Source organism: Litoribacter ruber (assembly GCF_018500185.1).
Classification (GTDB): domain Bacteria; phylum Bacteroidota; class Bacteroidia; order Cytophagales; family Cyclobacteriaceae; genus Litoribacter; species Litoribacter ruber.
The window spans coordinates 46,189-70,541 of sequence record NZ_JAHBGI010000004.1 but is presented as its reverse complement, the minus strand read 5'-3'; the positions used below and the strand labels follow the sequence as shown (position 1 = coordinate 70,541).

Annotated in this window: 23 protein-coding genes; 7 read left to right on the top strand and 16 right to left on the bottom strand. The window is 45.5% G+C overall.

Annotated features, from left to right (window positions below):
* Positions 1-80 precede the first annotated feature (80 nt).
* From dnaJ to KIH41_RS06825, 6 genes are all read right to left on the bottom strand, one after another.
* Positions 81-1,193 carry a molecular chaperone DnaJ gene (dnaJ, locus tag KIH41_RS06850; RefSeq protein WP_213943378.1) on the bottom strand — a complete coding sequence of 371 codons (1,113 nt, stop codon included), beginning with the start codon at positions 1,191-1,193 and terminating at the stop codon, positions 81-83.
* A 4-nt stretch (positions 1,194-1,197) separates the two neighbouring features.
* On the bottom strand, positions 1,198-1,785 hold the full coding sequence (locus KIH41_RS06845; protein WP_213944163.1) for a nucleotide exchange factor GrpE: 588 nt from the start codon (positions 1,783-1,785) through the stop codon (positions 1,198-1,200).
* 75 nt (positions 1,786-1,860) lie between these two features.
* On the bottom strand, positions 1,861-2,853 hold the full coding sequence (gene obgE / locus KIH41_RS06840) for a GTPase ObgE (protein WP_213943377.1): 993 nt from the start codon (positions 2,851-2,853) through the stop codon (positions 1,861-1,863).
* Positions 2,854-2,937: 84 nt separating this feature from the next.
* On the bottom strand, positions 2,938-3,510 hold the full coding sequence (locus KIH41_RS06835) for an adenylate kinase (RefSeq protein ID WP_214161964.1): 573 nt from the start codon (positions 3,508-3,510) through the stop codon (positions 2,938-2,940).
* A gap of 41 nt (positions 3,511-3,551) precedes the next feature.
* Positions 3,552-4,082, bottom strand: a complete 531-nt coding sequence (gene hpt / locus KIH41_RS06830) for a hypoxanthine phosphoribosyltransferase (RefSeq protein WP_213943375.1) — start codon at positions 4,080-4,082, stop codon at positions 3,552-3,554.
* A 91-nt stretch (positions 4,083-4,173) separates the two neighbouring features.
* Positions 4,174-5,082, bottom strand: coding sequence for a M20/M25/M40 family metallo-hydrolase (locus tag KIH41_RS06825; protein WP_213943374.1), 909 nt, complete (start codon positions 5,080-5,082; stop codon positions 4,174-4,176).
* A gap of 176 nt (positions 5,083-5,258) precedes the next feature.
* Between KIH41_RS06825 and KIH41_RS06820 the strand changes: the two genes are divergently transcribed.
* The 4 genes from KIH41_RS06820 (at position 5,259) to KIH41_RS06805 (ending at position 8,714) form a co-directional block, all read left to right on the top strand.
* The gene (locus KIH41_RS06820) at positions 5,259-6,542 is read left to right on the top strand and encodes an OmpA family protein (RefSeq protein WP_213943373.1); all 1,284 of its coding nucleotides are present in this window, start codon (positions 5,259-5,261) and stop codon (positions 6,540-6,542) included.
* 71 nt (positions 6,543-6,613) lie between these two features.
* Positions 6,614-7,258, top strand: a complete 645-nt coding sequence (upp, locus tag KIH41_RS06815; protein WP_213943372.1) for a uracil phosphoribosyltransferase — start codon at positions 6,614-6,616, stop codon at positions 7,256-7,258.
* 2 nt (positions 7,259-7,260) lie between these two features.
* A complete protein-coding gene (locus KIH41_RS06810) occupies positions 7,261-8,190 on the top strand; it encodes a calcium/sodium antiporter (protein WP_214161963.1) in 930 nt (309 codons plus the stop codon).
* On the top strand, positions 8,187-8,714 hold the full coding sequence (locus KIH41_RS06805; protein WP_246535237.1) for a hypothetical protein: 528 nt from the start codon (positions 8,187-8,189) through the stop codon (positions 8,712-8,714). The genes KIH41_RS06810 and KIH41_RS06805 overlap by 4 nt, the downstream gene beginning before the upstream one ends.
* Here the strand turns inward: KIH41_RS06805 and sdaAA are convergent.
* The 5 genes from sdaAA to KIH41_RS06780 form a co-directional block, all read right to left on the bottom strand.
* Entirely contained in the window at positions 8,638-9,546 is a 909-nt protein-coding gene (gene sdaAA / locus KIH41_RS06800; protein WP_213943370.1) for an L-serine ammonia-lyase, iron-sulfur-dependent, subunit alpha, read from the bottom strand. The two genes, KIH41_RS06805 and sdaAA, sit on opposite strands and share 77 nt — an antisense overlap.
* 190 nt (positions 9,547-9,736) lie before the next feature.
* The gene (locus KIH41_RS06795; RefSeq protein WP_214161962.1) at positions 9,737-10,702 is read right to left on the bottom strand and encodes an FKBP-type peptidyl-prolyl cis-trans isomerase; all 966 of its coding nucleotides are present in this window, start codon (positions 10,700-10,702) and stop codon (positions 9,737-9,739) included.
* A gap of 16 nt (positions 10,703-10,718) precedes the next feature.
* Positions 10,719-12,149 carry an outer membrane beta-barrel protein gene (locus KIH41_RS06790; RefSeq protein WP_214161961.1) on the bottom strand — a complete coding sequence of 477 codons (1,431 nt, stop codon included), beginning with the start codon at positions 12,147-12,149 and terminating at the stop codon, positions 10,719-10,721.
* Positions 12,130-12,678 (bottom strand): RNA polymerase sigma factor, encoded by a 549-nt coding sequence (locus KIH41_RS06785; protein WP_213943367.1) that lies wholly within the window; start codon positions 12,676-12,678, stop codon positions 12,130-12,132. The genes KIH41_RS06790 and KIH41_RS06785 overlap by 20 nt, the downstream gene beginning before the upstream one ends.
* A gap of 106 nt (positions 12,679-12,784) precedes the next feature.
* Positions 12,785-13,189 carry an OsmC family protein gene (locus KIH41_RS06780; protein WP_214161960.1) on the bottom strand — a complete coding sequence of 135 codons (405 nt, stop codon included), beginning with the start codon at positions 13,187-13,189 and terminating at the stop codon, positions 12,785-12,787.
* A 69-nt stretch (positions 13,190-13,258) separates the two neighbouring features.
* On the opposite strand from KIH41_RS06780, the gene KIH41_RS06775 reads away from it, so the two are divergent.
* The gene (locus KIH41_RS06775) at positions 13,259-13,990 is read left to right on the top strand and encodes a hypothetical protein (RefSeq protein WP_214161959.1); all 732 of its coding nucleotides are present in this window, start codon (positions 13,259-13,261) and stop codon (positions 13,988-13,990) included.
* A gap of 61 nt (positions 13,991-14,051) precedes the next feature.
* A complete protein-coding gene (lipA, locus tag KIH41_RS06770) occupies positions 14,052-14,930 on the top strand; it encodes a lipoyl synthase (RefSeq protein WP_214161958.1) in 879 nt (292 codons plus the stop codon).
* A 226-nt stretch (positions 14,931-15,156) separates the two neighbouring features.
* On the opposite strand, the gene gcvP is transcribed toward lipA, so the two are convergent.
* Complete coding sequence (gcvP, locus tag KIH41_RS06765) at positions 15,157-18,057, bottom strand: aminomethyl-transferring glycine dehydrogenase (protein WP_214161957.1); 2,901 nt, start codon at positions 18,055-18,057, stop codon at positions 15,157-15,159.
* A 201-nt stretch (positions 18,058-18,258) separates the two neighbouring features.
* On the opposite strand from gcvP, the gene KIH41_RS06760 reads away from it, so the two are divergent.
* Entirely contained in the window at positions 18,259-19,755 is a 1,497-nt protein-coding gene (locus KIH41_RS06760; RefSeq protein WP_214161956.1) for a M28 family peptidase, read from the top strand.
* A 79-nt stretch (positions 19,756-19,834) separates the two neighbouring features.
* Here the strand turns inward: KIH41_RS06760 and KIH41_RS06755 are convergent, their stop codons facing one another.
* The 4 genes from KIH41_RS06755 to KIH41_RS06740 form a co-directional block, all read right to left on the bottom strand.
* A complete protein-coding gene (locus KIH41_RS06755) occupies positions 19,835-20,512 on the bottom strand; it encodes an ABC transporter ATP-binding protein (RefSeq protein WP_214161955.1) in 678 nt (225 codons plus the stop codon).
* Positions 20,513-20,520: 8 nt separating this feature from the next.
* Complete coding sequence (locus KIH41_RS06750; protein ID WP_214161954.1) at positions 20,521-21,774, bottom strand: ABC transporter permease; 1,254 nt, start codon at positions 21,772-21,774, stop codon at positions 20,521-20,523.
* Entirely contained in the window at positions 21,771-22,859 is a 1,089-nt protein-coding gene (locus KIH41_RS06745) for an efflux RND transporter periplasmic adaptor subunit (RefSeq protein ID WP_214161953.1), read from the bottom strand. The genes KIH41_RS06750 and KIH41_RS06745 overlap by 4 nt, the downstream gene beginning before the upstream one ends.
* A 110-nt stretch (positions 22,860-22,969) precedes the next feature.
* The gene (locus KIH41_RS06740) at positions 22,970-24,337 is read right to left on the bottom strand and encodes a DEAD/DEAH box helicase (RefSeq protein WP_213943358.1); all 1,368 of its coding nucleotides are present in this window, start codon (positions 24,335-24,337) and stop codon (positions 22,970-22,972) included.
* Positions 24,338-24,353 lie beyond the last annotated feature (16 nt).

The following is a 24,353-nucleotide window of genomic DNA, read 5'->3' as shown; positions in this document are numbered from 1 at the left end:
ACGGATAAATTACGGGACGAAGGGGAAAAGGTTTGTTTTAAACGAAAAAAAGCCGGACAAATGCCCGGCTTCTATTTTTTCTAAAAGAATTCCTTCATTTTGTCAAAGAAGTTCTTCTCAGTTTTCCCTGGATCTGGGATGAAATTCTGTGATGCCCTCAAGTTTTCCAAGGCTGTTCTCTCTTCCCTGGTCAACTGGGTAGGTGTCCATACATTTACATAGATAAGTTGGTCACCTTTGGCGTATCCATTAAGGTCTTTGATCCCTTTTCCTTTTAGCCTCAACACTTTTCCACTCTGAGTCCCCGGTTCAAGCTTGATTTTCACCTTGCCGTCTATAGTAGGGACCTCAATCTGTGCGCCAAGGGCTGCGTCGATAAAACTCACGTACAGGTTAAACACCACGTTGTTTCCATCACGCTGAAGTACCTCGTCTTCAATTTCCTCGATCACGATCAACAAATCACCTGGAATTCCGCCCGGAGTTTCATTACCCTTGCCGGACATGCTTAGCTGCATGCCATCTGCCACACCACCTGGGATGTTGATCGGGATGATTTCCTCTTTTATCACCAAACCTTTTGCATCTGCATTGGCCGGCTTCTTATCGACTATCTGCCCATTGCCACCACAGCTAGGACAGGTACTGGCGGAGACCATCTGGCCAAGCATGGTATTAACCACCTTTTTGATCTGACCTGAACCCTGACAGGTGCTACAGGTTTTGAATGTCACTCCGTCAGCCAAAACATGACGCTTGACTTTGATTTTTTTCTCAACGCCGTTGGCTACCTCTTTTAATGTCAGTTTAAGCTTTACCCGAAGATTGGTGCCTTTTTTGGCCCTTCTTCCGCCTCGGCCACCGCCTCCGCCAAAGAAGGATTCAAAACCTCCACCTCCGAAGATGTCCCCAAACTGAGAGAAGATGTCGTCCATGTTCATGCCGCCACCGCCAAAGCCACCGTTGCCGCTGACTCCCTGGTGACCAAACTGGTCGTAACGCTGCCTTTTTTCCTGGTTGCTAAGCACCTCATAGGCTTCGGCAGCCTCTTTAAACATCTCTTCTGCCTCTGGGTTGTCCGGATTCTTGTCAGGGTGATACTTGATGGCCATTTTTCTGTAGGCCTTCTTTATCTCATCCTGACTGGCGGTCTTGCTAACCCCTAATACTTCGTAATAATCTCTTTTAGTCATAATGTTATGATCCAATTACCACCTTGGCATATCTGACAACTTTGTCACCAAGGGTATATCCTTTTTCAATTACATCAATCACTTTCCCTTTCATCTCTTCAGATGGAGCAGGTACTTGTGTGATGGCTTCCTGCTGGTCGGCATCAAAAGCCTTCCCGACCACATCCTCCATCGGCTTTAGTCCTTTGGATTCCAAAATCTTCAACAGCTTGTTATAAATAAGAAGATTCCCTTCCATAACCGTTTCCACAGACTCTTCTTTCTCAGAAGCCTTGATGGCTCTTTCAAAATCATCCACAACAGGAATAATATCCTTCAAAACATCCTCTGAAGCTGTCTTGATCAAATCAAGCCTCTCCTTGCTGGTTCTTCTTCTGTAATTTTCAAACTCCGAATAAAGGCGTAAATGCTTGTCCTTCAATTCAGCCAGTTCGATTTTCAATTTTTCTTCTTGGCTCAGTTCTTCCTTTACTTCTTCTTGCTTTTCAGCATTTGCCTGTGCCTCGGTATCTTGTGTTTCCTCAATTTGCTCCTCAGAGCTCTCTTGGGTCTTAGTCATTTCGTCCTTCTCTAAATTTTCTTTTTCAGCCATAATAGTATTGGTATTCAAAAGCTTTCTGATAAAACTCAATATGTTTGCCATTCCCTTAAAACTGACAAACTGGCATTACGAATTAATTTCTTGCCAGATCATGTCTTTCAATTTGTCCAAATTGTATTGGGAAACCGATGAAATGAAAAGGGTTGGCACATTTTCCGGCAATTCCTTTTTCATCTCCGTCATCAATTCTTCGTCAAGCATGTCAGCCTTGGATATAGCCAAAAGCCTGTTTTTATCCAGCAGCTCCGGATTGTATTTCTTGAGCTCGTTCAAGAGTATCTCATACTCCTTTTTAATATTGTCAGCATCAGCAGGCACCATAAACAAAAGAATGGAGTTTCTTTCAATATGGCGCAGGAATCTAATACCCAAACCACGTCCTTCGGCAGCACCTTCGATAATCCCCGGAATGTCCGCCATCACAAATGACTTGTCATCCCTATATCCCACCACACCAAGATTTGGCACAAGGGTAGTGAAGGGATAATCTCCAATTTCAGGCTTGGCTGCCGAGATACTGGATAGCAAAGTGGATTTTCCGGCGTTTGGAAATCCAACCAACCCAACATCAGCCAGCAGTTTTAGTTCCAAAATGATCCATTCTTCAATCCCTTCCTCTCCCGGCTGTGCATAATGCGGGGCTTGGTTGGTTGCAGATTTAAAGTGGTCATTTCCTAGCCCTCCTCTGCCACCTCGGGTCAGGACAACTTCTTGCCCGTCTTCGGTGATTTCACATCGGACTTCCATGGTTTCGGCATCTTTGGCCACAGTACCCAGTGGCACCTCCAGTATAATATCCTTTCCGTCGGCACCCTTTCTTCTGCCACCCTCACCGCCTTTTCCTGCTTCGGCGATCACGTGCTTTTTATATTTAAGATGGAGCAACGTCCAGTGCTGGGCATTGCCTCTTAATATAATGTTTCCACCACGGCCACCATCACCACCATCAGGACCGCCCTTGGGCACGTGCTTCTCTCTTCTGAAATGAACAGAGCCTGAACCTCCTGCTCCCGACCTGGAACAAAACTTCACATAATCTATAAAATTGGAATCCGCCACAGTTTCTATGATTTTTATAAAACAAAATTGGCCAAGCAATACAGCTTAGCCAATTGGGTTACAAAGTTATGAAAATTTCGTCGATTAATAAGAATCAATAACTTCACAGATGTTGGCAAAGATCTCATCTATCGCTCCCACCCCGTGGATCTTGGTGAGTTTCTCCTGACCCTTGTAATAGGTGGCAACGGGAATGGTCTCATCCAAATATACCTGAATCCGCGTTTTGATCTTTTCCTCATCCTGATCATCCACTCTTCCTGAGGTTTTGCCTCTTTCACGGATTCTTTCCTTGAGCACCTCTTCAGGCACATCCAATGCAATCATTCCCGAGATAGACATGTTTTTTTCCTCCAACAAAAGGTCCAGAGCCCTTGCCTGAGCTACTGTACGCGGAAAACCGTCGAAAATAAAGCCATTGCTGTCTTGGGTGTTTTTGATCTTATCATCCACCATCCCGATGACCACTTCATCAGGCACCAGACGGCCTTCATCCATATATTTTCTGGCCAACTGGCCAAGATCGGTACCCTGACCGAGGTGTGCCCTAAAAAGATCCCCGGTGGAAAGGTGGGTCAATTTGTACTTGGCAATCAATTTTTCACTTTGAGTACCTTTTCCTGCACCTGGAGGGCCGAATAAGACTATGTTTAGCATAACAACAAAATTATGTAGCGATCAATATTTTTATTTAATAATTATTCCTTCAATTGGTAAATCTCCTTCAGGTTCCTGCCCAGCCCATCATAATCAAGGCCGTACCCGACCACAAATTTATTGGGGATTTCAAACCCCACATAATCTATGTCCAAGGGTTCTATCAAGGCCTCAGGCTTCAGCAACAGGGTGGCAATGGCTATTTTTCCCGGATTGTGCTCAGCAACAAGACCCAAAATATGCTTCATGCTCAAACCCGTATCGACAATATCCTCCACCACAATCACGTCTCTGCCTTCCAAATCAACATTTAGGCCAATCAGGTTTTTCACCTGCCCGGTGGATGCGGTGGCCTCATAGGAAGCCACCTTAATAAACTGTATTTCTACAGGTATGTCGATGGCTTTCGCCAAATCGGAAAGAAACATAAAGGCTCCATTGAGTATCCCCAGCAAAACCGGCTCTTTTCCCTGAAAATCATTATTTATTTTTGCACCCAGAGTGGCAATCCGTTGCGACAGTTCAGCTTCGGATAGGTAGGGAACAAACTGCTTATCTTTAACTTCTACCATATCTTAATTAAAAATGCCCTAGGACAGGGCGACACAAATATATAAAAAAATGCTACCCCCCCGACATAAAATTTGCTAAACCAGCATACATTTAAAGGTGCTTCATCAAATACTGGTACATCTTAAGCATGCAGTCCAGGTCATGGAGGGAGACTTTTTCATCTGGCGAGTGCACATTGTCTTCTGGAGCTCCAATAAAACACCAATCCATCGCATAGGGACTCATCTGCACCTCCCGGCCATCACTGCTGCCCATTCCCTCTACTTCCAACTGGAATGGTATACCACTTTCAGAGGCCAAAGCCACAATCCTATCCACATAGGCCTTTCGGGGAATATTACGGTCCCTCAAAGATATGGCTACCCCCTCATGGTGGCGCACTCCCTCGGTCACCCAAGTAATATCGGAAATCAACGATTGTCGGATCTGCCACTTCTCATATATAAAGCGTAGGAGAAAAGGCATACTGCCGCCGTGGTGTTCCTCATAAGTGGAGAAGACCACCACCCCATCTTCCAGGGTTTCGCAAAGTTTCATGGCATTATACACTCCCAGCCTATTATCGAGATAGGCGGCTTGGATAAATTTTTCATCTATCCGGACATTTTGCTTGAAAGAGAGGCTTGTTCCCCTTTGGATACCTCTGGGGAAGTCATAAAATAGCTGCCCATTATTTTTTTTTATTTTGCACTCAATGGGACCAAAAATATCTTCCCCCACAAGTTCAAACCCGTCTTCAGCCTCTGGCCCACCGACAGTAACTAATTGATTTTCATATCTAACCGTAAACCCAATAGTGTCCATATGGGCAAATACGGCGGTGCGGGGTTTTCCAAATTTCAGGACAATACAGTCCTGCAATTCGTCCCCATAGTATATTTCTGGTGAAACCTTCCAGTTTCCTTTTCGTTGAGATACCCAACTTAAAATGAACTTAGAAATGGTAGATTCTTCCCCTGAAACCCCTTGAATTTGGAGCAAATCCCTTAAAATTCCCATATTGGCATTATTTATGACCAAATCATTTTCAAAAACTTATCACAAACCTACGTAAAAAACATTTCCTAGAAAGTTTTACGTTCTAAATAAAAAATTTACATTTGCATACAGTTACAAGTAAACAAGTTTGGAATTAAATCAATTAAACACTTAATTTTGGAAAAAAATTTTTTATCATGAAAAAGTTATTACTATCTACATTAATGGCTGGTGCCTTAGCAGTTGGAGCTAATGCCCAGGACGACTTCAACAAGTGGTCGATCGATGTGAACGGTGGGTTCAATAAAGCTATGACGCCAATGACGCCAGGCTTCTATTCTCCTATCGTTAATCTTGGACATGGTGACGTAGGCGTCAGATACATGTTCAATGAGAAATTTGGTGCGAAACTGGATTACGGTTTCGGAAGATTCGCTGAAGCAAGCCAGGACAACAACCCTGAGTTTGAAACGAATTACTACAGATTGAACCTTCAAGGTGTGGTAAACCTAGGTAGAATGATGAACTGGGAGACTTTCTCCAGAAGATTCAACCTATTGGGTCACGCCGGTGCTGGTATCGGTAGAATTACTCCTCAGCAAAACCTACACGCTGACTTCCAGGACAACGTTTACAACTTGATGGCAGGTATCACCGGTCAAATCAGATTGAGCGACAGAATTGCCCTTAACGGTGACATCACTGCTATCGCAAACGGTCGTCAAGATGTGGCTTTCGATGGTGCTTCTGCAATCACTCCTGAGCACTTCAGCTATTACGGACCAAAAGCTACTTGGTGGACTGGTACCTTGGGTCTTTCTTTCTACCTAGGTGGAAACTCTACACATGCTGACTGGTATGTAGCTGAGGACAAGTATGCTACTAAGGAAGAATTGGCTACTCAAATCGGTGAAATCAGAGACATGTTGAAAGACTCTGACGGCGACGGTATCCCTGACTACCTAGACAAGGAGCCTAACACTCCAGCTGGTGCTAGAGTAGATGCTTTCGGTAGAACTTTGGATTCTGACGGTGACGGTATTCCTGATCACTTGGATGAGTGTCCATTTGTACCTGGTCCTGCTTCTAACCAAGGATGTCCAGTTGAAGATGACGAAGACAGAGAAACTGACTTCTTCAAGCAAGCTATCAACGACGGTTATGTGAACGTATACTTTGCATTTGACAGCGCTAAGCCACTAGGATACTCTTCTTCTGCTGCTAACTATGTAGCTAACTTCATGAAGAGAAACCCAGGTGTTAACGTTGAGTTGAAAGGTTATGCTGACGAATTAGGTCCAGAAAACTACAACCAGAGACTATCTGAAAGAAGAGCTAAAGCTGTATACGACCTATTGGTTGCTTCAGGTGTTGATTCTTCAAGATTGACTTACAAAGGCTATGGCGAAGACACAAGCGTAGACAAGAGATCTGCTGATGCTCGTCAATTGGCAAGAAGAGTAAGCTTCGAAGTTCAATAAGCTATTGAAATAAGAAAATTAAACCCGATCTTTGCAGATCGGGTTTTTTTTGCTCAAAACTTTAGTAATCCATGTTTATATTAAACCAGACCACCTCTATCGCCAACCAGTTTTTGGCGGATCTCCGAAATATTGACAGACAGCAGGACAGGATGCGCTTTCGACGTAACTTGGAGCGCTTGGGGGAAATCATGGCTTATGAGGTATCCAAAAGCCTCACTTTTGAATCACACACCATCACCACTCCCCTTGCACAAACGGAAGTGAAAAGACTAACGGATAACCCTGTAGTGATTTCGGTCATGAGGGCAGCCATTCCTTTCTACCAGGGGTTTATCAACTACTTCGATGATGCCGATAGCGGCTTCATAGGAGCCTACCGTAGGGAAGCGGAAGGTCAAGACCTGGAAATTGACCTTGATTATCTTGCAGCACCCTCGATCGAAGGCAAAGAGGTACTCATTGTAGACCCCATGCTGGCAACAGGCGGTTCCCTTCTTACCAGTATCAAACATCTATTGGTAAACGGCACCCCAAAAAAACTTCACATCATCTCTGCTATCGCAGCTCCAGAGGGCATTGAGCATGTCAAAAACAACTTGGACTTACCCCATGAGTTCTGGCTTTGCGCCTTGGATGAAAGGTTGAATGAAAAATCCTACATCGTGCCCGGACTGGGAGATGCAGGTGACTTAGCCTTTGGACAAAAACTTTAAGCATGGTTTATCTATTTTTACTGGTCGGACTTCTCATTCTGTTAATGGGAGGCAAATACTTGGTGGATGGCGCTTCTGCCATTGCCGGTAAGCTCGGCCTCAGCCCCGGGCTGATCGGTTTGACGGTAGTGTCTTTTGGCACGTCCGCACCTGAACTTCTGGTAAGCGTATCCGCGGCCCTTAAGGGAAACAGCGATATAGCCCTAGGAAACGTAATTGGTTCCAACATTTCCAACATATCCCTAGTCCTAGGAGTCAGTGCCGTTATTTTCCCCATTTCCCTTCCTAAGTCGGTAATCAAGCTGGATTATGTCTTCACCTTGGTGGTAAGCATTCTCTTTTACCTTTTGGCCATCAATGGTGTCATTTCATTAATGGAGGGAATTATACTGGTGACACTGCTGATACTGATCAACTTTTACTTTTTCAAAAAAATAGAAAGAATCCCAGATGATCCTGAAGATTTGGACATGGTCAAAATCAAGAAAACACCTATTTGGAAATCTATCGCTTTAATAATACTTGGTATTGCCGGCCTCTATTGGGGTTCAGATTTGTTTATTGAAAACAGCATTGTGATTGCCCAAACCTTTGGGATCAGCGATCGGGTAATAGGTGTGACCATCATCGCCATGGGCACCAGCCTTCCAGAATTGGTGACTTCCGTGATGGCCGCCCTGAAAAAGCATACCGATATTGCCTTGGGCAACATCTTGGGTAGCAACCTAATGAATATCCTGGCTATTGTGGGTATCACAGCCATAGTCAGCCCTATTCAGGTATCCCAAATATTCCTTCAGAATGACTTCATCTGGATGCTTGGGTTTACGATTATCTTATTGCCCATTATTTTGACAAAACTCAGGATTTCCCGTTGGGAAGGAGGCCTATTGGCCGGTGGGTATGGCCTATACATTTATCTATTGTTATGATTGAGTACATCCTGACTTTTTTAACTATCTACTCTTTCTGCCTTTTCAAATTTATCGCAGGGCCTATTTTAGGCACCGCAGCGGGTTTTTCTATAGTTGAAATAGTATTTGTTACCGTATTGGGCATGATGAGCAGTGTGATCGGATTTACCTACATTGGGCAAAGATTACGCATCAGGTATCAGCAGGTATTCAAGCCCAAACGAAAAATCTTCACCAAAAACAGCAGAAGGGTAGTCAAGGTATGGCGGAATTTTGGTGCCATTGGGGTAGCTGCCATCACCCCCCTGGTGCTCACTCCCATCGGCGGAACCATCATCATGAATTCCTTTGGAGTCAAAAAAGAAAAAATCTTCACCTATATGTTGGTTAGCAGCATTTTTTGGGCCTTGATGTTTTCTTCATGTATAGACCTGCTTTTAAAAATCCCGGTGTTACAGCCTTTTCTTACTCAGGCAGTTCTTCATCAGGAAGAATTTCAATATCTTGAATCAACACTCGCTTGGCAATCTGCTGCCCTGTAAGAGTTGCTGCTAGGCCGCCTAGCGCGGTTTCCTTATACTTATTCTCCATACTGGCCCCGATTTCCCCCATGGCCTCTACACATTCATCCACAGGGATCACGGCATCCACATCAGCCAATGCAATCTGAGCAGAACTGTTGGCAATGGCCGCGGCACTGGCATTTCTCACCACACAGGGGATCTCTACCAATCCAGCCACAGGGTCACACACCAAACCAAGCATACACTGAATGGTGATGCCAACGGCATTGAAAACCTGCTCAATGCTGCCGCCCAGGCAATACACCATCGCTCCGGAGGCCATTGCCGCTGCAGAACCGGTCTCGGCCTGACAGCCTCCCACGGCCCCAGCCAAACTCGCATTCTGCTCGATGATCAAGGCAATCCCAGCACCAACCAAAAGCCCCTCCACGATGGATTCATCCGGTAAATCATGGATTTCCTGAAGGGTGTAAAGCGTTCCAGGCAGAATCCCGGATGCCCCTGCAGTAGGCGCGGCCACAACTCTACCCATGCAGCTATTGACCTCCTTAGCGGCCAAGGCACGGGAAATTAACTTTTGAAACTCCGGCGAAAGAACACTCAACTTATGGTTATAGACCTTTTTAGCCCCATTGTTGATCATTCCAGACCTACTGGTCATATCCTCTTTGAGTCCCGTTTCTACGGCTTCCCGCATCACTCGATAAGCCCTCAGGATTCCTTCCCGGATCGCCCCTTCTTCTTTGCCCTTTTGGTCTACCTCATACTCCAGCACAGGTTGATATAAAGGAACATCCTTTTCCTCACAATAGGCCTTCCAGCCCTTGAATGTTTCAAATAGGTAACTCATGTTAATTCGGGTTTATATTTCTAATCTGGCACAAAATACCACGTGATTTTTCTCCGCACAGGCCAACCCTTATAATCGGATTAACCTCTATACAAACTTAATTAAAAATTAGCCTGTTTCAGCATGCTTGGCATAAAACAAAAAATCCCCGATCTATAATGACCGGGGATCTTGACAGGGTTGGCAAAAATCAATTTCTTTCCACCTTTTTGATTATAGTATTAAATCGGATGGGCTCAAAAGGCCTTACTCTATCCATTATCAATTCCCTTTTGAATAGGTCCTCTCTTATAACTTGCGGGATTACTTGGGTGCTTGCACCATAGGCCAAGTGAGACGGGGCTATGATTTCAACATGGGAATTTGTGGTAAAGCCCAAAACGCTCTGGTCCAAAAACTTCAGGTTGTCCGGCACCCCGACACGGTAGCCAAAGCTGCCATTCTCCGCTTCACCTTTGCCAAACGGCTCCTTCTCACTCAATTCATAAATCTTGTAATTGACCACCACCCGGTCACCTGACTTCACCCTAAGGCTGTCAGCATCCCCTTCTTCGTAAACCTTGATATAGGCACCATTCTCCTGCCGCTCAAATCCTTCAATGGAATTGGACGCAAGGTAATCCTGAATACGCTGGTCCTCAATTTCAGCAAGCTCTTCCTTAGTATACACTTTTGCATACTCCACACGGATATCCAAGTTGCTGCTGGCCAAAATCAATTGCTGATATTGATACTCCCCATACCCCAACTGGGAGGGAGCGTAAATATTCAGGACCTCACCCTCACTCGCCAAACCTGAGGCAAAGTTAATAACGCGTGGCACCATGCCCGCCTCGCCATGCAGGAAGATGAGTGGATCACCATCCTCTGCAGTATGCGAATCAATAACCTTCCCGTCAATGGTCTTAATTCGATAATAAATCCCCACGATAGAGTTGTTAGTTATTTGGGGTGCATTGTCGTTCTCTATTTCTTTGGAGTAATAATACCCTACCTGTGTTTTGGTGGCTTCAATATTGTTTGATTCCATGTACGCTTTAAGCAAAGTGTCATCTCTCTCCCACACCTTGTCCATCTCATTTTCCATCGGACTAAGACAGGCGCTCATACCCAGGGCAACCACCGCGGCGGTCGCCGTTCTCAAAATCATATTCATATGTAGTAAAATTTATTTATTTTCTGAATTGGAAATTCATTCTCAAGTTGACGCCTCCGATAGAAAACTGCTGATCGATGAAGGTCATGTTTCCAAGAGGCATTTTATAGAAGGGCTCGATGGACAAAAAGGTCCCATTAGTCAAGCTATGTTCGTAGCCAAAAGATAAATTGAGCATCCTGCCAAGGTCCACTCCGCCTTCCCCACCCTCGGGGGTCAGTTCATTGGATATCACCGCGTCTGCGGCTGAACCCTGTGGACCGAAACCAAAACTTGGCTGCGTATAACTTTCAACTGTAGTCTGGTTAAGATAAACCATGCTGGAAAGCCCACTGATCACATAAAGGCCTGCCTGCGGTTTGTCCATCACTTTATATTTCAAGTTGATCGGAATATCCAAGTTGGCTATGTTCAATTCATAATTCCTTGGGCTAGGAGTAGCGGTGCTGGCGGCCGAAAACGCCATGGTTTGCATTGAATTCCGATTTAGACCATCATTGCCTGAATGGGCGGCACTGACCATCATGAGTTGCTGGTTTTGCTGCGGAATCATGCTCTGTCGGGCATATGTCACCCCCACGTCCACTTTTAGCCTCTTACTCAAAGGGATTTCAGACACCACTCCTGCCCCAAGATTCAACCCCATGGAAGTGTTTGAGTTGGATTGCGGAGCCACCAATACCCCCAACCTCATGGGGTTAGTATCTTTTTTCTTTTCGATTTCAGCGGCATCAGCCATTGACCAATCCTGAAGCTTTCGCTTGGCATCCTCCTCAGTCATTATTGGATTAATTTTCTTTTCCTCTACTTCTGTGGCCACGATCAGGTTTGTGGCTAGATTGTCCTCCATCCCACCAAAATTTCTTTCGGTTACCTTTCCAAAGGCCAATGTTCTGGATGGCAATTCAAAACCGCCAAGCTCGGGAAGTCCTTCAGGTACAAGCGCAATTGTGCTAGGAGTAAATATTTGTTCACTCGAGGTTGATACCTCCGCCTGAGCCACCATGGCCTGCGGGATGACAATTTTAGGCTGAGGTTCTTCTGTAATAACTGAAGATTCTTTCGTGCGAGCTTCTTGCAAATTCTCCACTTTTGGTGAAGCTATTGTATTTGATTGGCCGACATTTTCTTCAGCCCCTGTTTCTTTTTGTTCAATGGCTGACTCTTCCGTGATTTTAGGAGGCTTACTGGATGGGTTAGTCCATTCGGCTACCAGGGGGCCAGCCTCATTTCCATACAATAGGGGATAAAGGATAACCCCAAGGGCCAGGCATGCGGCCGCCATACCGGCCACTAGCCAAGGCCAAAGTAAAAACCGCTTTGGTTTTTCACTTGCGAAAAAGGCATCAGAAAACTTCTCCCATTCCCTGGGATCCACCTCCTCGTGATAGTCATCGAAGGAGGATTTTATTTTCTCCGCCAGTCTTTTATCGAACTGATCCTTCATCCCTTATTTCATTTAACACTATAAACTTCTCCCTCAATTTCTGCTTGGCTCTCGCCAGATAGGTTCTTGAAGAGCTGCTCGGAAACCCAAGTTCCTCCCCAATTTCCTTATGTGAAAAGCCTTCTATCTCATACATATTAAAGACAATCCTTAAAATATCGGGAAGCTCCCTAAGCATCCCCAAAATTTCCTCTTTGGTCAAATCATCCACGGCATCAGAATCGTACGACTCCGCAGCGGCTTTGTCAATTTCCAGCACGGCATAGTGCTTTTGGTTTTTCCGGTAATTGTCGATGGATGTGTTGATAATAATTCTTCGAAACCAGCCCTTAAAGCTGCTGCCGGTAGAATATTGGTCAAGTTTGCTGAAAGCCTTGAGGTAACTATCATTGACCACCTCGCAAGCTTCATCACGGGTGTTGGTATATCGAAGGGCAACGCTCATAGCATAGCCATAGAAGTGCCTGTAAAGCTTTTCTATCGCTGCTGCATTTCCGCTCTTTGCTTCCTTGATTAAATGTTGCTCCAAACTGCCGTAATTTTCCAACTTCTACTTAGACGAGGTCCTGGGGGAGAGTGCTACAATATTATTAAAAAAAGAAAGGATTGCTTCACAATCCTCACTAATTTCTTCTTTAAAAGTTGAATTTTATGTTCTGCTTAATGGCAGGATCAATGCTCAAGGCCACCGGGCAGGTTTTGGCCGCGTTTTTTATTTTTTGCAAAAACTTGGCGTCTTCCGGGGCATTGCTCCAGTGAAATTCCACCTGGATTTCCGAAATCTTCCTTGGGTCGGACTGCATCACTTTGGTAGTTTCCCATTCCAAACCATCAAGGTCCATCCCAGCCCTCCGGGCTACGATTCCCATTATAGTAACCATACAGTTGGCTAGTGCAGCAGCCACCAGATCAGTGGGGGAAAAGGCCTGCCCCTGGCCATTGTTGTCAACGGGGGCATCGGTAATAATGGAGTTTCCGGATTGGAGATGCTCGGAGGTGGTACGCAAATTTCCTAAATAGGAGCTTTTTATAGTCGGCATAAACAGTTACTTTTAATTTAAAGTTTATAACTTAAGCGACAAAATTAGCGTTTAATTCCATAGAAATACATGGCCAATTCAGCAAAATATCTTTTTATCCTTCTCTTCTTGGGACTCAGCCATTTTTCCTTTGCCCAGCGAGAAGATGCCGGCGACTACGATTATGACCGGGAAGTACTCTTTGGGGTAAACAAAAACACAAACGGTGGGCTAATAGGCGGGGTGAGTGTCAAAATAGGCAACCGGATCAACGATGACCTCTTCCAATTCTATGGTTTGGAGCTGGTAAATGTGAAAAACCCGAAGGAGGTCCGGTATAATACCCCATTTGGCAACAGTTACATTTTCGGAAAGTCAAATTATTTATACTCCATCAGGCCGCATTACGGTCGGGAGCTAATCCTGTTCAAAAAAGCCCCACAACAGGGGGTACAGATCTCCATTCTTTCGTCCATCGGCCCCTCAATAGGCGTAATTGCCCCCTACTATGTGGAATATTTTGCCAGCAGAACCGAAACGGTCAGAGGTCAATATGATCCTGAAAGAGTCAGGAGCAGGTTTGAAATCACGGGCCCTGGAAGGATATTTGAAGGCATCGGAGAGTCGGAGCTGGCCATAGGTGGACATGCCAAAGCAGCCCTTTCCTTTGAGTTTGGAGTCTTCAAAAGCAATGTCACCGGAATGGAACTAGGATACCTCTTTGAGGGTTTTCATAAAACACCGGAAATCATGCCTACGGTAGAAAACAGGCAGTTTTTCCACTCCGTGTACTTCACCCTGTTTTATGGGTTTAGGAAATAGGTAAGGATGTTGGGTTTTGCGCCCTTTATCCTTAATTTTGCGATAAGCTAAGACAATACAGATGATCGAATTACCAGTAATATCCGAGGAGCAAACCAAGCGAAAAAAACCAAATTGGCTTAGGGTAAAGCTTCCTGTAGGAAAAGAATATGCCCACGTCAGAAAACTAGTAGACGAGCACAAGCTTCACACGATCTGTGAAAGCGGCAACTGTCCCAATATGGGAGAATGCTGGGGTGCGGGAACGGCTACTTTCATGATCCTTGGAAATGTATGTACACGATCTTGCTCATTCTGCGCCGTGGCCACTGGCCGCCCGCCGGAGTATGACACCGATGAGCCTAGAAGAGTAGCCGAGGCCATCAAGCTGATGCAAGTCAAGCATGCGGTAATTACATCGGTAAACCGGGATGAATTAAAAGACCGGGGTGCTGAAATCTGGTATCAAACCGTAATAGAAACCAAAAAACTATCTCCAGAGACGACCATAGAAACCTTGATTCCCGATGTCAAATCAAACTGGGACGCCTTGTTCCGTATGATTGAAGGTGGTCAAGAGGTTGTTTCCCACAACATGGAGACCGTGGAGAGCTTATATAGAAGGGTAAGACCTCAGGCAAAATATGCCAGGTCTTTGGAACAGATCAAGCGCACCAAAGCCCATGGTATGCGTACCAAAACGGGCATCATGCTTGGGCTGGGTGAGAAGCAAGAAGAAGTTTATAAGGCGATGGACGACCTGGTTGCCCATGACTGTGATATCCTGACATTGGGGCAGTACCTTCAGCCGACCAAGATGCATATCGAGGTAGCCGAGTTTATCCATCCTGATTTGTTTGACCATTATAGAGAAGAAGGGTTAAAAAGAGGATTAAAATATGTAGAATCTGGGCCATTGGTAAGGTCTTCTTACCATGCAGAAAGACATGTTAACGTCTAAAGTGACGCAATAGCCTCACTAAAAGAACAGGGTCCACATCTTTCGAAGGTGTGGACTTTTTTTCTACCATCTTTTTGAAGCTACTTAAGACACATTTCACAGCCTTGAGACCAAATCAACATCAATAACTTGCTTTACCCCACTGCTTTCCATTTATTTACCCAAAGAATAAAAAAAGCCTGAAGAAATGATCCTTCAGGCTTTTAATTATTTATCTCTAAATGGCTTATGCCAACGCTTCTTCCTCGCTTTGCTCATATTCCGTCACCGGGATACAGCTACACATCAAGTTTCTGTCACCGTAAGCAGAATCGATTCTTCTTACCGATGGCCAGAACTTATTGTTTTTCACAAATTCCAATGGATAAACAGCCTGCTGTCTGCTGTAGCTGAAGTTCCACTCATCTGCCAAAGCCAAAGTAGCTGTATGCGGAGCGTTTTTCAACATGTTGTCTTCCTTATCCAAAGTACCGTTTTCGATAGACTTGATTTCTTCTCTGATAGCAATCATGGCATCACAGAACTTGTCCAATTCAGACACCGTCTCAGATTCGGTAGGCTCAATCATAAGGGTACCAGCTACAGGGAAGGAAACTGTTGGGGCATGGTATCCATAGTCCATCAATCGCTTAGCAATGTCCTCTACTTCGATTCCAACCTCCTTAAAGGCTCTGCAGTCCAAGATCATTTCGTGGGCCGCTCTACCTTTTGTTCCAGTATAAAGGATCGGGTAGTGCTCTTCCAGCCTTGCCTTCATGTAGTTGGCATTAAGGATGGCCATTTTGGTAGCGTTAGTCAGTCCGTCTCCACCCATCATTGCAATGTAGGCATATGAAATTGGAAGGATGGACGCACTTCCGAAAGGTGCAGCCGAAATAGCGTGGATGGCCTGCTGACCTCCTGTTTTCACAATCGGGTTGCTAGGCAGGAATGGCACAAGGTGCTCAGCCACACAGATTGGGCCCATACCTGGTCCACCTCCACCATGAGGGATACAGAAAGTTTTGTGAAGATTCAGGTGACATACGTCAGCACCGATTCTCCCTGGACTGGTCAACCCAACCTGGGCGTTCATGTTGGCACCGTCCATGTATACCTGACCGCCATTGTCGTGGATGGTCTGGCAGATCTCCTGAATAGACTCTTCAAACACACCGTGGGTAGATGGGTAAGTCACCAAAAGGGAAGAAAGGTTGTCTTTGTACTTCTCCGCTTTGGCTTTCAAATCTTCCAGATCAATATTTCCTTTTTCGTCACATTTCACAATCACCACACTCATACCCGCCATCACTGCCGATGCAGGGTTGGTACCGTGGGCTGAAGATGGGATAAGGGCAATATTTCTGTGGTGGTCGCCCCTGCTTTGGTGATAAGCTCGGATCACCATGAGGCCGGCAAATTCACCCTGAGCGCCAGAGTTAGGCTGAAGGGAGGTGTCGGCAAACCCTGTGATCTCGCTCAACCAGTTTCTCAGGTTTTGGAACATCTCATAGTATCCAGCCGCCTGGTCCTGGGGAACAAACGGGTGCATCTGCCCAAATTCAGGCCATGTCACCGGAATCATCTCCGCGGTAGCGTTCAGTTTCATGGTACAGGAGCCCAATGAAATCATGGAATGCGTCAAGCTCAAATCCTTTGACTCAAGGCGCTTGATATATCTAAGCATCTCATGCTCGGAGTGGTATTGGTTGAATACCGGATGCTCCAAGTAGGATGACTTTCTCTCCAAGTTATCTGTCAATTCCAACTCAAGGCCGGCAACTTTCTCTTGAATGTCTATGGCGGTTTTATTGGTAGACTTTGCGAAAATGTGCAGGATATCCTGAACGTTTTTCAGGGTTTTCACCTCATCAAATGAGAGGAAAATATACCCGGTTTCGTATCGGAAGTTTACCTTTGAAGAAAGAGCAAACGCCCTGATTTTCTCCTGTTGAACTTCGTCCACTTTTATTTTGATGGTATCGAAGAAATTCTTGTTTTCCTGCACAAACCCTAATTCGGCAAGACCCTGGACGGTCAATTTAGCCAAACCGTGGATTCGGGAGGCAATTTCCTTCAAGCCTTTAGGTCCATGATATACGGCATACATACCGGCCATCACTCCTAGCAATACCTGTGCGGTACAAATATTCGATGTAGCTTTTTCTCTTTTGATATGCTGCTCTCTGGTCTGAAGCGCCATCCTGTAGGCCCTATTTCCATCTCGGTCTACAGACACGCCGATAATCCTTCCCGGAATCTGACGCTTGTAGGCTTCCTTAGTGGCAAAGTAGGCAGCATGAGGACCACCAAAACCCATTGGAACCCCTAATCTTTGGGTAGTACCCACTACCACATCCGCTCCCATTTCACCCGGAGGTGTCAAAAGTGTCAAACTCAAAAGGTCGGCGGCAAAAGCTGTCAACACATCGTTTTCTTTGGCGGAAGCCACCAATTCAGAATAGTTGATTGCCTCCCCGTCAGAATTGGGGTATTGAAGCATCAAGCCGAACAATTCCGGATCAGTCAGATCCAACTCAGCCAATGGCCCAATCACCAAATCAACGCCTACCGGCACCGAACGGGTCAATAGGATATCCTTGGTCTGAGGGAAAATCTTTTCGTCCACAAAGAACTTTGTGGCTTTCTTCTTCGATTTTGCTTTGGAAGCATAAAGAAGGGTCATCGCTTCGGCGGCAGCCGTACCCTCATCCAAAAGGGAGGCATTGGCCATTTCCATGCCGGTCAAGTCCATGACCATTGTCTGGAAATTGATCAGCGCCTCAAGACGGCCCTGTGCGATTTCTGCCTGGTAAGGTGTGTAGGCGGTATACCATCCTGGATTTTCCAATACATTTCTCAAAATCACCCCAGGCACCAGCGTATCATAATACCCTAATCCGATATAGGACTTAAAGATTTTGTTTTTGGAAGCCAGCTTTTTGAACTCGTTTAAAAAGGCCGCTTCTGACTTAGCTTCAGGAAGCTGCAGACTTTGCTCAGACCTAATGGCCTTAGGCACGGTTTGGTCTATTAATTCATCAACAGAAGACACACCAATTTTCTCCAACATGTGGGCGATATCCGCTTGGGAAGGCCCATTATGCCGGTGTTCAAATTTAACTGAGGGATCTAGATTAATTTTCATATCAGCTGATAGAAGTTATATGATTTGGGTTATATCCAAGGTATTTTTGGTTGTGCAAATGTATAAATTATTGATGGATAATGATTTTAAAATCCAAAGATTTATACCCATTTTGCCGACCGATCATGGAATTCAATTTTAATCTACTAATTAAAATTTTTAGTTTTAGGTTCAAAAAAACAACACGCACAACAAAATAGTATGAAGAAAAGATATCTTTTGGCAGGCGCTATGGCATTTATGATGTCATGGCAGGTGTCGGCTCAGGATGCGACGGCGATCAAATACGCCTCCACCATCACTGAAGCAGACTTGGAAGAATACCTCACATTTTTGGCCTCCGACGAAATGGAAGGCCGTGAAACCGGTGAGAAGGGCCAAAAAATGGCCGCCGAGTATTTGGTTAATTTTTATAAAGAAATCGGTTTGGATGGTCCTGTTGACGGGGATTACCTTCAGAAATTCGAACTTGCCAATGTGAAATGGGGCGATATTTCCCTGAAAATAGGCAACCAGAAACTGACTAATAACGAGGACTTCGTATTTATCGGCGACGGGAACATGAGACGTTCTGAAAAGAAAGACCTTGTATTCCTGGGACTTGCTAATGAAGAAAACCTCTCAAAAGTAGACGTAAAAGATAAACTGGTAGGCATCTGGGCAATCGGCGGAAGAGCTCAAAACGTAATCCAGGACATCATGGATGCCGGAGCAGCCGGTGCCGTGATCGTAACCATGGAAGGGCAGGCCAATTTTGACCGTATCGCAAACCGTTACAAAGCGCTTTCCGGAAGAGGAAGACTCGGTTTTGACTCCGAAGACAAGCAGCAGCCGGTATTCATGGTGAGCAGCAACAAAATGGCGGAGATTTTTGATTCTTCAGTAGAAGAGCTTAAAGAAGCCGCCAAAAACGACCCTTCGGTAATCAAAAGCCAGAAAGCCACCTTCCAAGTGAAGAAAAACAAGGAAATGGTCGGTACGGAAAACGTGATGGCTTACCTTGAGGGTACCGATAAAAAAGAGGAGGTTTTGGTAATTTCTTCACACTATGACCACATCGGAATCGACAGCCAAGGAAGAATCAACAACGGCGCAGATGATGATGGATCAGGGACAGTTTCCGTAATGGAGATCGCCCAGGCTTTTGCCAAGGCTGCCGAAGATGGTCACAGACCAAGAAGAAGCATCCTTTTCCTAAACGTAACCGGTGAGGAAAAAGGACTTCTAGGCTCACAATACTATGCTGAAAATCCAATTTTCCCCTTGGAAAACACCGTCAACAACATTAACATCGATATGGTGGGAAGAATTGACTATGAATACCAGGATGCCGAAGACCAAGACTATGTGTATGTGATCGGTTCTGAAATGCTTTCAAGCCATTTGAAAACCATCAATGAATACAATAACATCACTTACACTGGCCTGAAACTCGACTACAGATATGATGCTGAGGATGATCCAAACAGATTCTATTACAGATCTGATCATTACAATTTTGCAAAGCACAATATCCCTGTCATCTTCTTCTTCAACGGCGTGCACGATGACTATCACCAGCACACGGATACTGTGGACAAAATCGAATTCCCGTTGATGACCAAAAGAGCCAGATTAATATTCCATACCTCATGGGATTTGGCCAACAGAGATGAAAGAACTCCTGTAGACGGAACGAATACTCGAACAGACAGATAAAAAAGACCGGAAACGGATAACCAATAAAAGCCTTTGAGCGTCAAGCTTAAAGGCTTATTTTATGACTTAACACATCTAATTATATAATCCTACCGTCTTCCATTTCTATAATCCTGTCTGTCCCTTTGGCAAATTCATCGTCGTGGGTGACGATAAGCATGGTCTGGTGAAATTCAGTGGCTAGCTCCTTGAAAATATTAAAGACGATATCGCTATTGGATTTGTCCAGATTCCCGGTAGGCTCATCCCCCATGATGATTAGGGGATCATTAATCAGTGCTCTGGCTATGGCTACCCTTTGCTTTTGACCACCGGAAAGTTGATGTACTTTTTTGAGCGCATGGCTTTCCATTCCAAAGATCCTAAGTTTCTCCATTACCCTGTGTTCGATTTCCTCTGGACTGTACCTCCCCAGCTTCATGGCGGGGATTTTCACATTTTCCAAAGCTGAGAATTCGTTGAGCAAATAATGAAACTGGAATACAAAGCCTATTTTCTCATTTCTGATCCTAGAAAGAATCTTTGCATCCAGCCCGGTCACCAGTTCATTTTCTATATACAATTGCCCTTCATAGTCAGTATCCATGGTGGAAAGGATGTAAAGCAACGTCGATTTTCCGCATCCGGACTTGCCCATAACGGAAACGAACTCTCCTTTTTTAACGTCCAGACAAACCTCCTTTAGCACCTGAGTTTTTTCAGGACTATAGAAATATTTACTTACATTCTGGGTTCTCAATACACTGCTTCTCTGCATATCATCCATTATTTCCCCCTTATGATATCCACAGGGTCAATCTTACTGGCTTTCTTGGCTGGAAAATATCCGGCAAAATAGGTGGTCACTATGCTAAACACTCCCGCAATCACATAATACTTGGGGTTGAAATCTACGGGAAAGGTTTTGATGGTGGGCAAGGCCTCCGTTTCAAATGGAATCCGCTCGATGCCCAATCCGGCCAGGAAGCCAAATACAAGACCCAAAGCCCCACCCACAACCCCGATGATCAGCGCAATGATGATAAAAATCAAATTGACATCCCGGCCCGAAAAGCCAATGGCCTTCAGGATGGCAATGGTATCCATCTTCTCATAAATCATCATGTTGAGGATGTTATAAATACCAAAACCCGACACCACCAAAAGGGTGATTCCCACGGCATAGCTGATCAGGGACCGCACTTGTGTCCCTGTTTCAAATTGTGCGTTCACTGTTTGGATATCGTCCGCATCCACTTGGTAGACTTCTGCCAGCTCTCTTGCCATTGCGGGAGCCAGGTTTAAATCATGAAGCTTGACCTGAATATCTGTCACGTACGAGGCCGGTTCACCCAGCATCTTTTGCACAGTATTTATTGATGCATAGCTTTGTACATTGTCCACATCCCCAAGTCCTGACTGAAAATACCCCACCACCTTTAGTTGCATTCGGTTACCTTGGGCAGTGGTCACCTGGATCAAATCCCCGATTTCGGCTAGCATTCTGTCTGCTGCCCCCTTGCCCAGAATCACACTGTTCAGCGTATTATTTAAATCCTGCACATTCCCAGTGGTCACATAATCCTCAAATGAAAAAAGGTCTGCTTCCTTGGCCACATCCACCCCGTTGACCACCCCGGTGATGTCGATGGTCCCTACATTATAAAACACCTGCGCGGTGATCCTTGGCGTGACTCCCAGCACACGCGGATCTCTGGAAAGACTTTCCATAATCGGCCCACTGTTGTGTATATCCAGTCTGGAAGCGCTTGGTTTGATGGATCGGATCACATGGTGGGTCTCCCGGTCAAAAAGCTGAATCGGTTGGTTTGGATTTGGTTTCACCTCATTGTAAAAGCGGATGTGGGGAGTACGGTTAAGGATCAACCCGTCGAGCATGGAGTTTAGACCATTCATGAAACCAAGTAGCGCCACAAACATGGTGATGCTAAATACCACCCCCACTCCGGCAACAATGGTCTGCTTCCCCCTGGCCACCATCAAGGCCCAGGCAAGTTCGGTAATCAGGCCCCATTTCATGGTCTTCTGATGAGTTTTGTCCCTTCCTCCACCCCTTCTATCAATTCCGCCATCTGAAAATCCCTGATGCCCAATCTCACTTCCAAGGTATCCTTTTGCTCCGTGACCACATAGTTGTCCTGATGGATAAAATTTCTAGGGACCAGCAAAGCTTCCTTGCTTTCCTTTATCAAAATATTGGCCTCCAAAGTCAGAAAGGGGAAAAGCTGCTCGGGCTCCTTGGTAAAGACCGCCTCCACTGTAAAACTTTTGCTTGCCTGATTAAGAATGGGGTTGATCTTGGTGACTATCGCTTCAAAGGTCTGCCCCCTGTAGCTGTCCATGCTAACAAATACTTTTTGCCCGGTGCGGACTTTTACAATATCATATTCATCCACCTGCAATTCGAGAAAATATTTACCCGCCTGGCCAAGCACCGCTAAGGGCGTCTGTGGAGAGACCAGCTCCCCTTTCTCTCTTAGCATAGAAAACACCACCCCATCCACACGTGAGGTCACCAAAAAATCATCCTCCATTGCCCTACTGATTTTTAAGTTTTGGTAGGCCTGCCTGTCCTGAAAATCGATTTCACGCTTGAGTTCTTGGTACCGGATTTTACTGGACTGGTATTGGGTGGCAGAATTCCTGAAGTTTAGTTCGCGCCTTTCCATTTCGGTTTCCGTGCCCACCCCCTGGCTTCTCAGTCTCTTTTGCCTTTCCAGCATCAGAGAATCATTCTCCAATTGGCTCTTCGCTAGCTCCACGGCGATTTCCAAGTCTCTCAACCGGCTCTGGTTAGCCTGCCGGTCGGCATAGGCCCTGGCAAGCTCGGCGCTTTCCCTGTTTAACCTCCCCGACTCATTATAGATAGAAATAATAGGATCGCCTATTTTCACGGTATCGCCTTCCTGGGCATACACTTCATCGACCAGCCCTGACACCGTGGCATAGGCCTGGTATTGCCCAAGGCTTTTGACTATCCCGGAAGCATATACGGATTCGGAAATATTGCCTCTTTTTACCGTTGCCTTCTCATAATTTTCTCCACAGGAAACAAAAAATCCCAGACAGCATCCAAGCAAAAAAATTTTCCTTAATAGATTCATGACCTGATAAGTTGAAGCTCATTTAAATATAAGTAAAAGTAGCCACATGCAAGTCTTAAAAAAATGACCTAGCTCATAAAAAAAAGCTCCACAAGTGGAGCTTCTCAATATTATGACCGTTTTTTATTCTTACCCTGGGTTTTCATCTGGTTACGGTTTTTCTTGGCTTTTTGGCGCTGATGCTTTCTTGGATCGGCTGCCGGCTTTTCATGGGGATTGGTTTTCGGCCTGGCCTTTTTCTCATGGAAGGCGCCCAGGTAATCCGGATCCGCTTTTTTCTTCTGGTTGTCAATCTCCCTGGCATAAGCCTGTTTTTCTGAAAACGGCGTATCCACTACCGTCACTTCCGCTGGAATGTGGCTTTCCGGCACCGGCATCCTGATGATCTCTTCGATCTTTTCAAAATGAAATTCCTCCACAGGATTCACAAAGGTGATGGCCTTTCCTTCCTGCTCCGCACGTCCCGTACGCCCGATCCTGTGCACGTAATCCTCGTAGATCAATGGCACATCAAAATTGATCACATGGCTCACCATGGAAATATCCAGCCCCCTAGAAGCCACATCTGTTGCCACCAGGATCCGGATATCCCCTGCCTTAAACTGCTCCATGGAATTGATGCGGGTATTCTGCCCCTTGTTGGCATGGATCACCCGCACTTCTCCCAGCTTTTTCCTTTCTATATAATTAAATACCTCCTCGGCATTTTTCCTGGATTTGGTAAAAATCATCGCCCTCTTCACTTCCTCGCCTTGGAGGATATGCTCCAGCAGGTTGATCTTGGTTTTGATGTTGGGCACCAGATATTTTACCTGATCGATGGTTTCTGCCGTGGTCGCCTGGGGAGCCACTTCTATCCGCTCGGGAAACTCCAGAAATTCCTGACTAAGGATCTCCACCTTGTCAGCAAAGGTGGCGGAAAACAACAGGTTTTGCCTTTTTACGGGCAGGATCTCAAGTATAGACCGGATCTGGCGCATAAAGCCCATATCCATCATCTTGTCGGCTTCATCCATCACCATGGTTTTGATCTCCTTGACAAAAATCGCCCCCCTGCTGTATAGGTCCACAAATCTCCCGGGCGTGGATACGATCACGTCCACTCCTTGTTGGATTTTTTCAATTTGGGTGGTGGGGCCTATTCCGCCATACAGACACACGTACCTCAGGTCCGTGTATTTGCCAAACTGCAGGATAGCTTCCTCAATCTGCATCACCAGCTCCCGTGTGGGCGCCAACACCAGCGCTCGGGGATGCATCCCTTGCGCATATTTGATTTTCATCAGAATAGGAAGCACATAGGCGGCCGTCTTCCCGGTGCCCGTTTGGGCGATCCCTAAAACATCATGCCCGGCTAGTGCCAACGGGATGGCCTTAGCCTGGATAGGTGTGGGTTTTTCAAAACCTGCCTCCCGGACAGCTTCCAAAAGCTGCTTATTTAATTTAAATTCTTCAAAACTTACGGGGCTGTCCGACATGTTTACTATTTTTAAG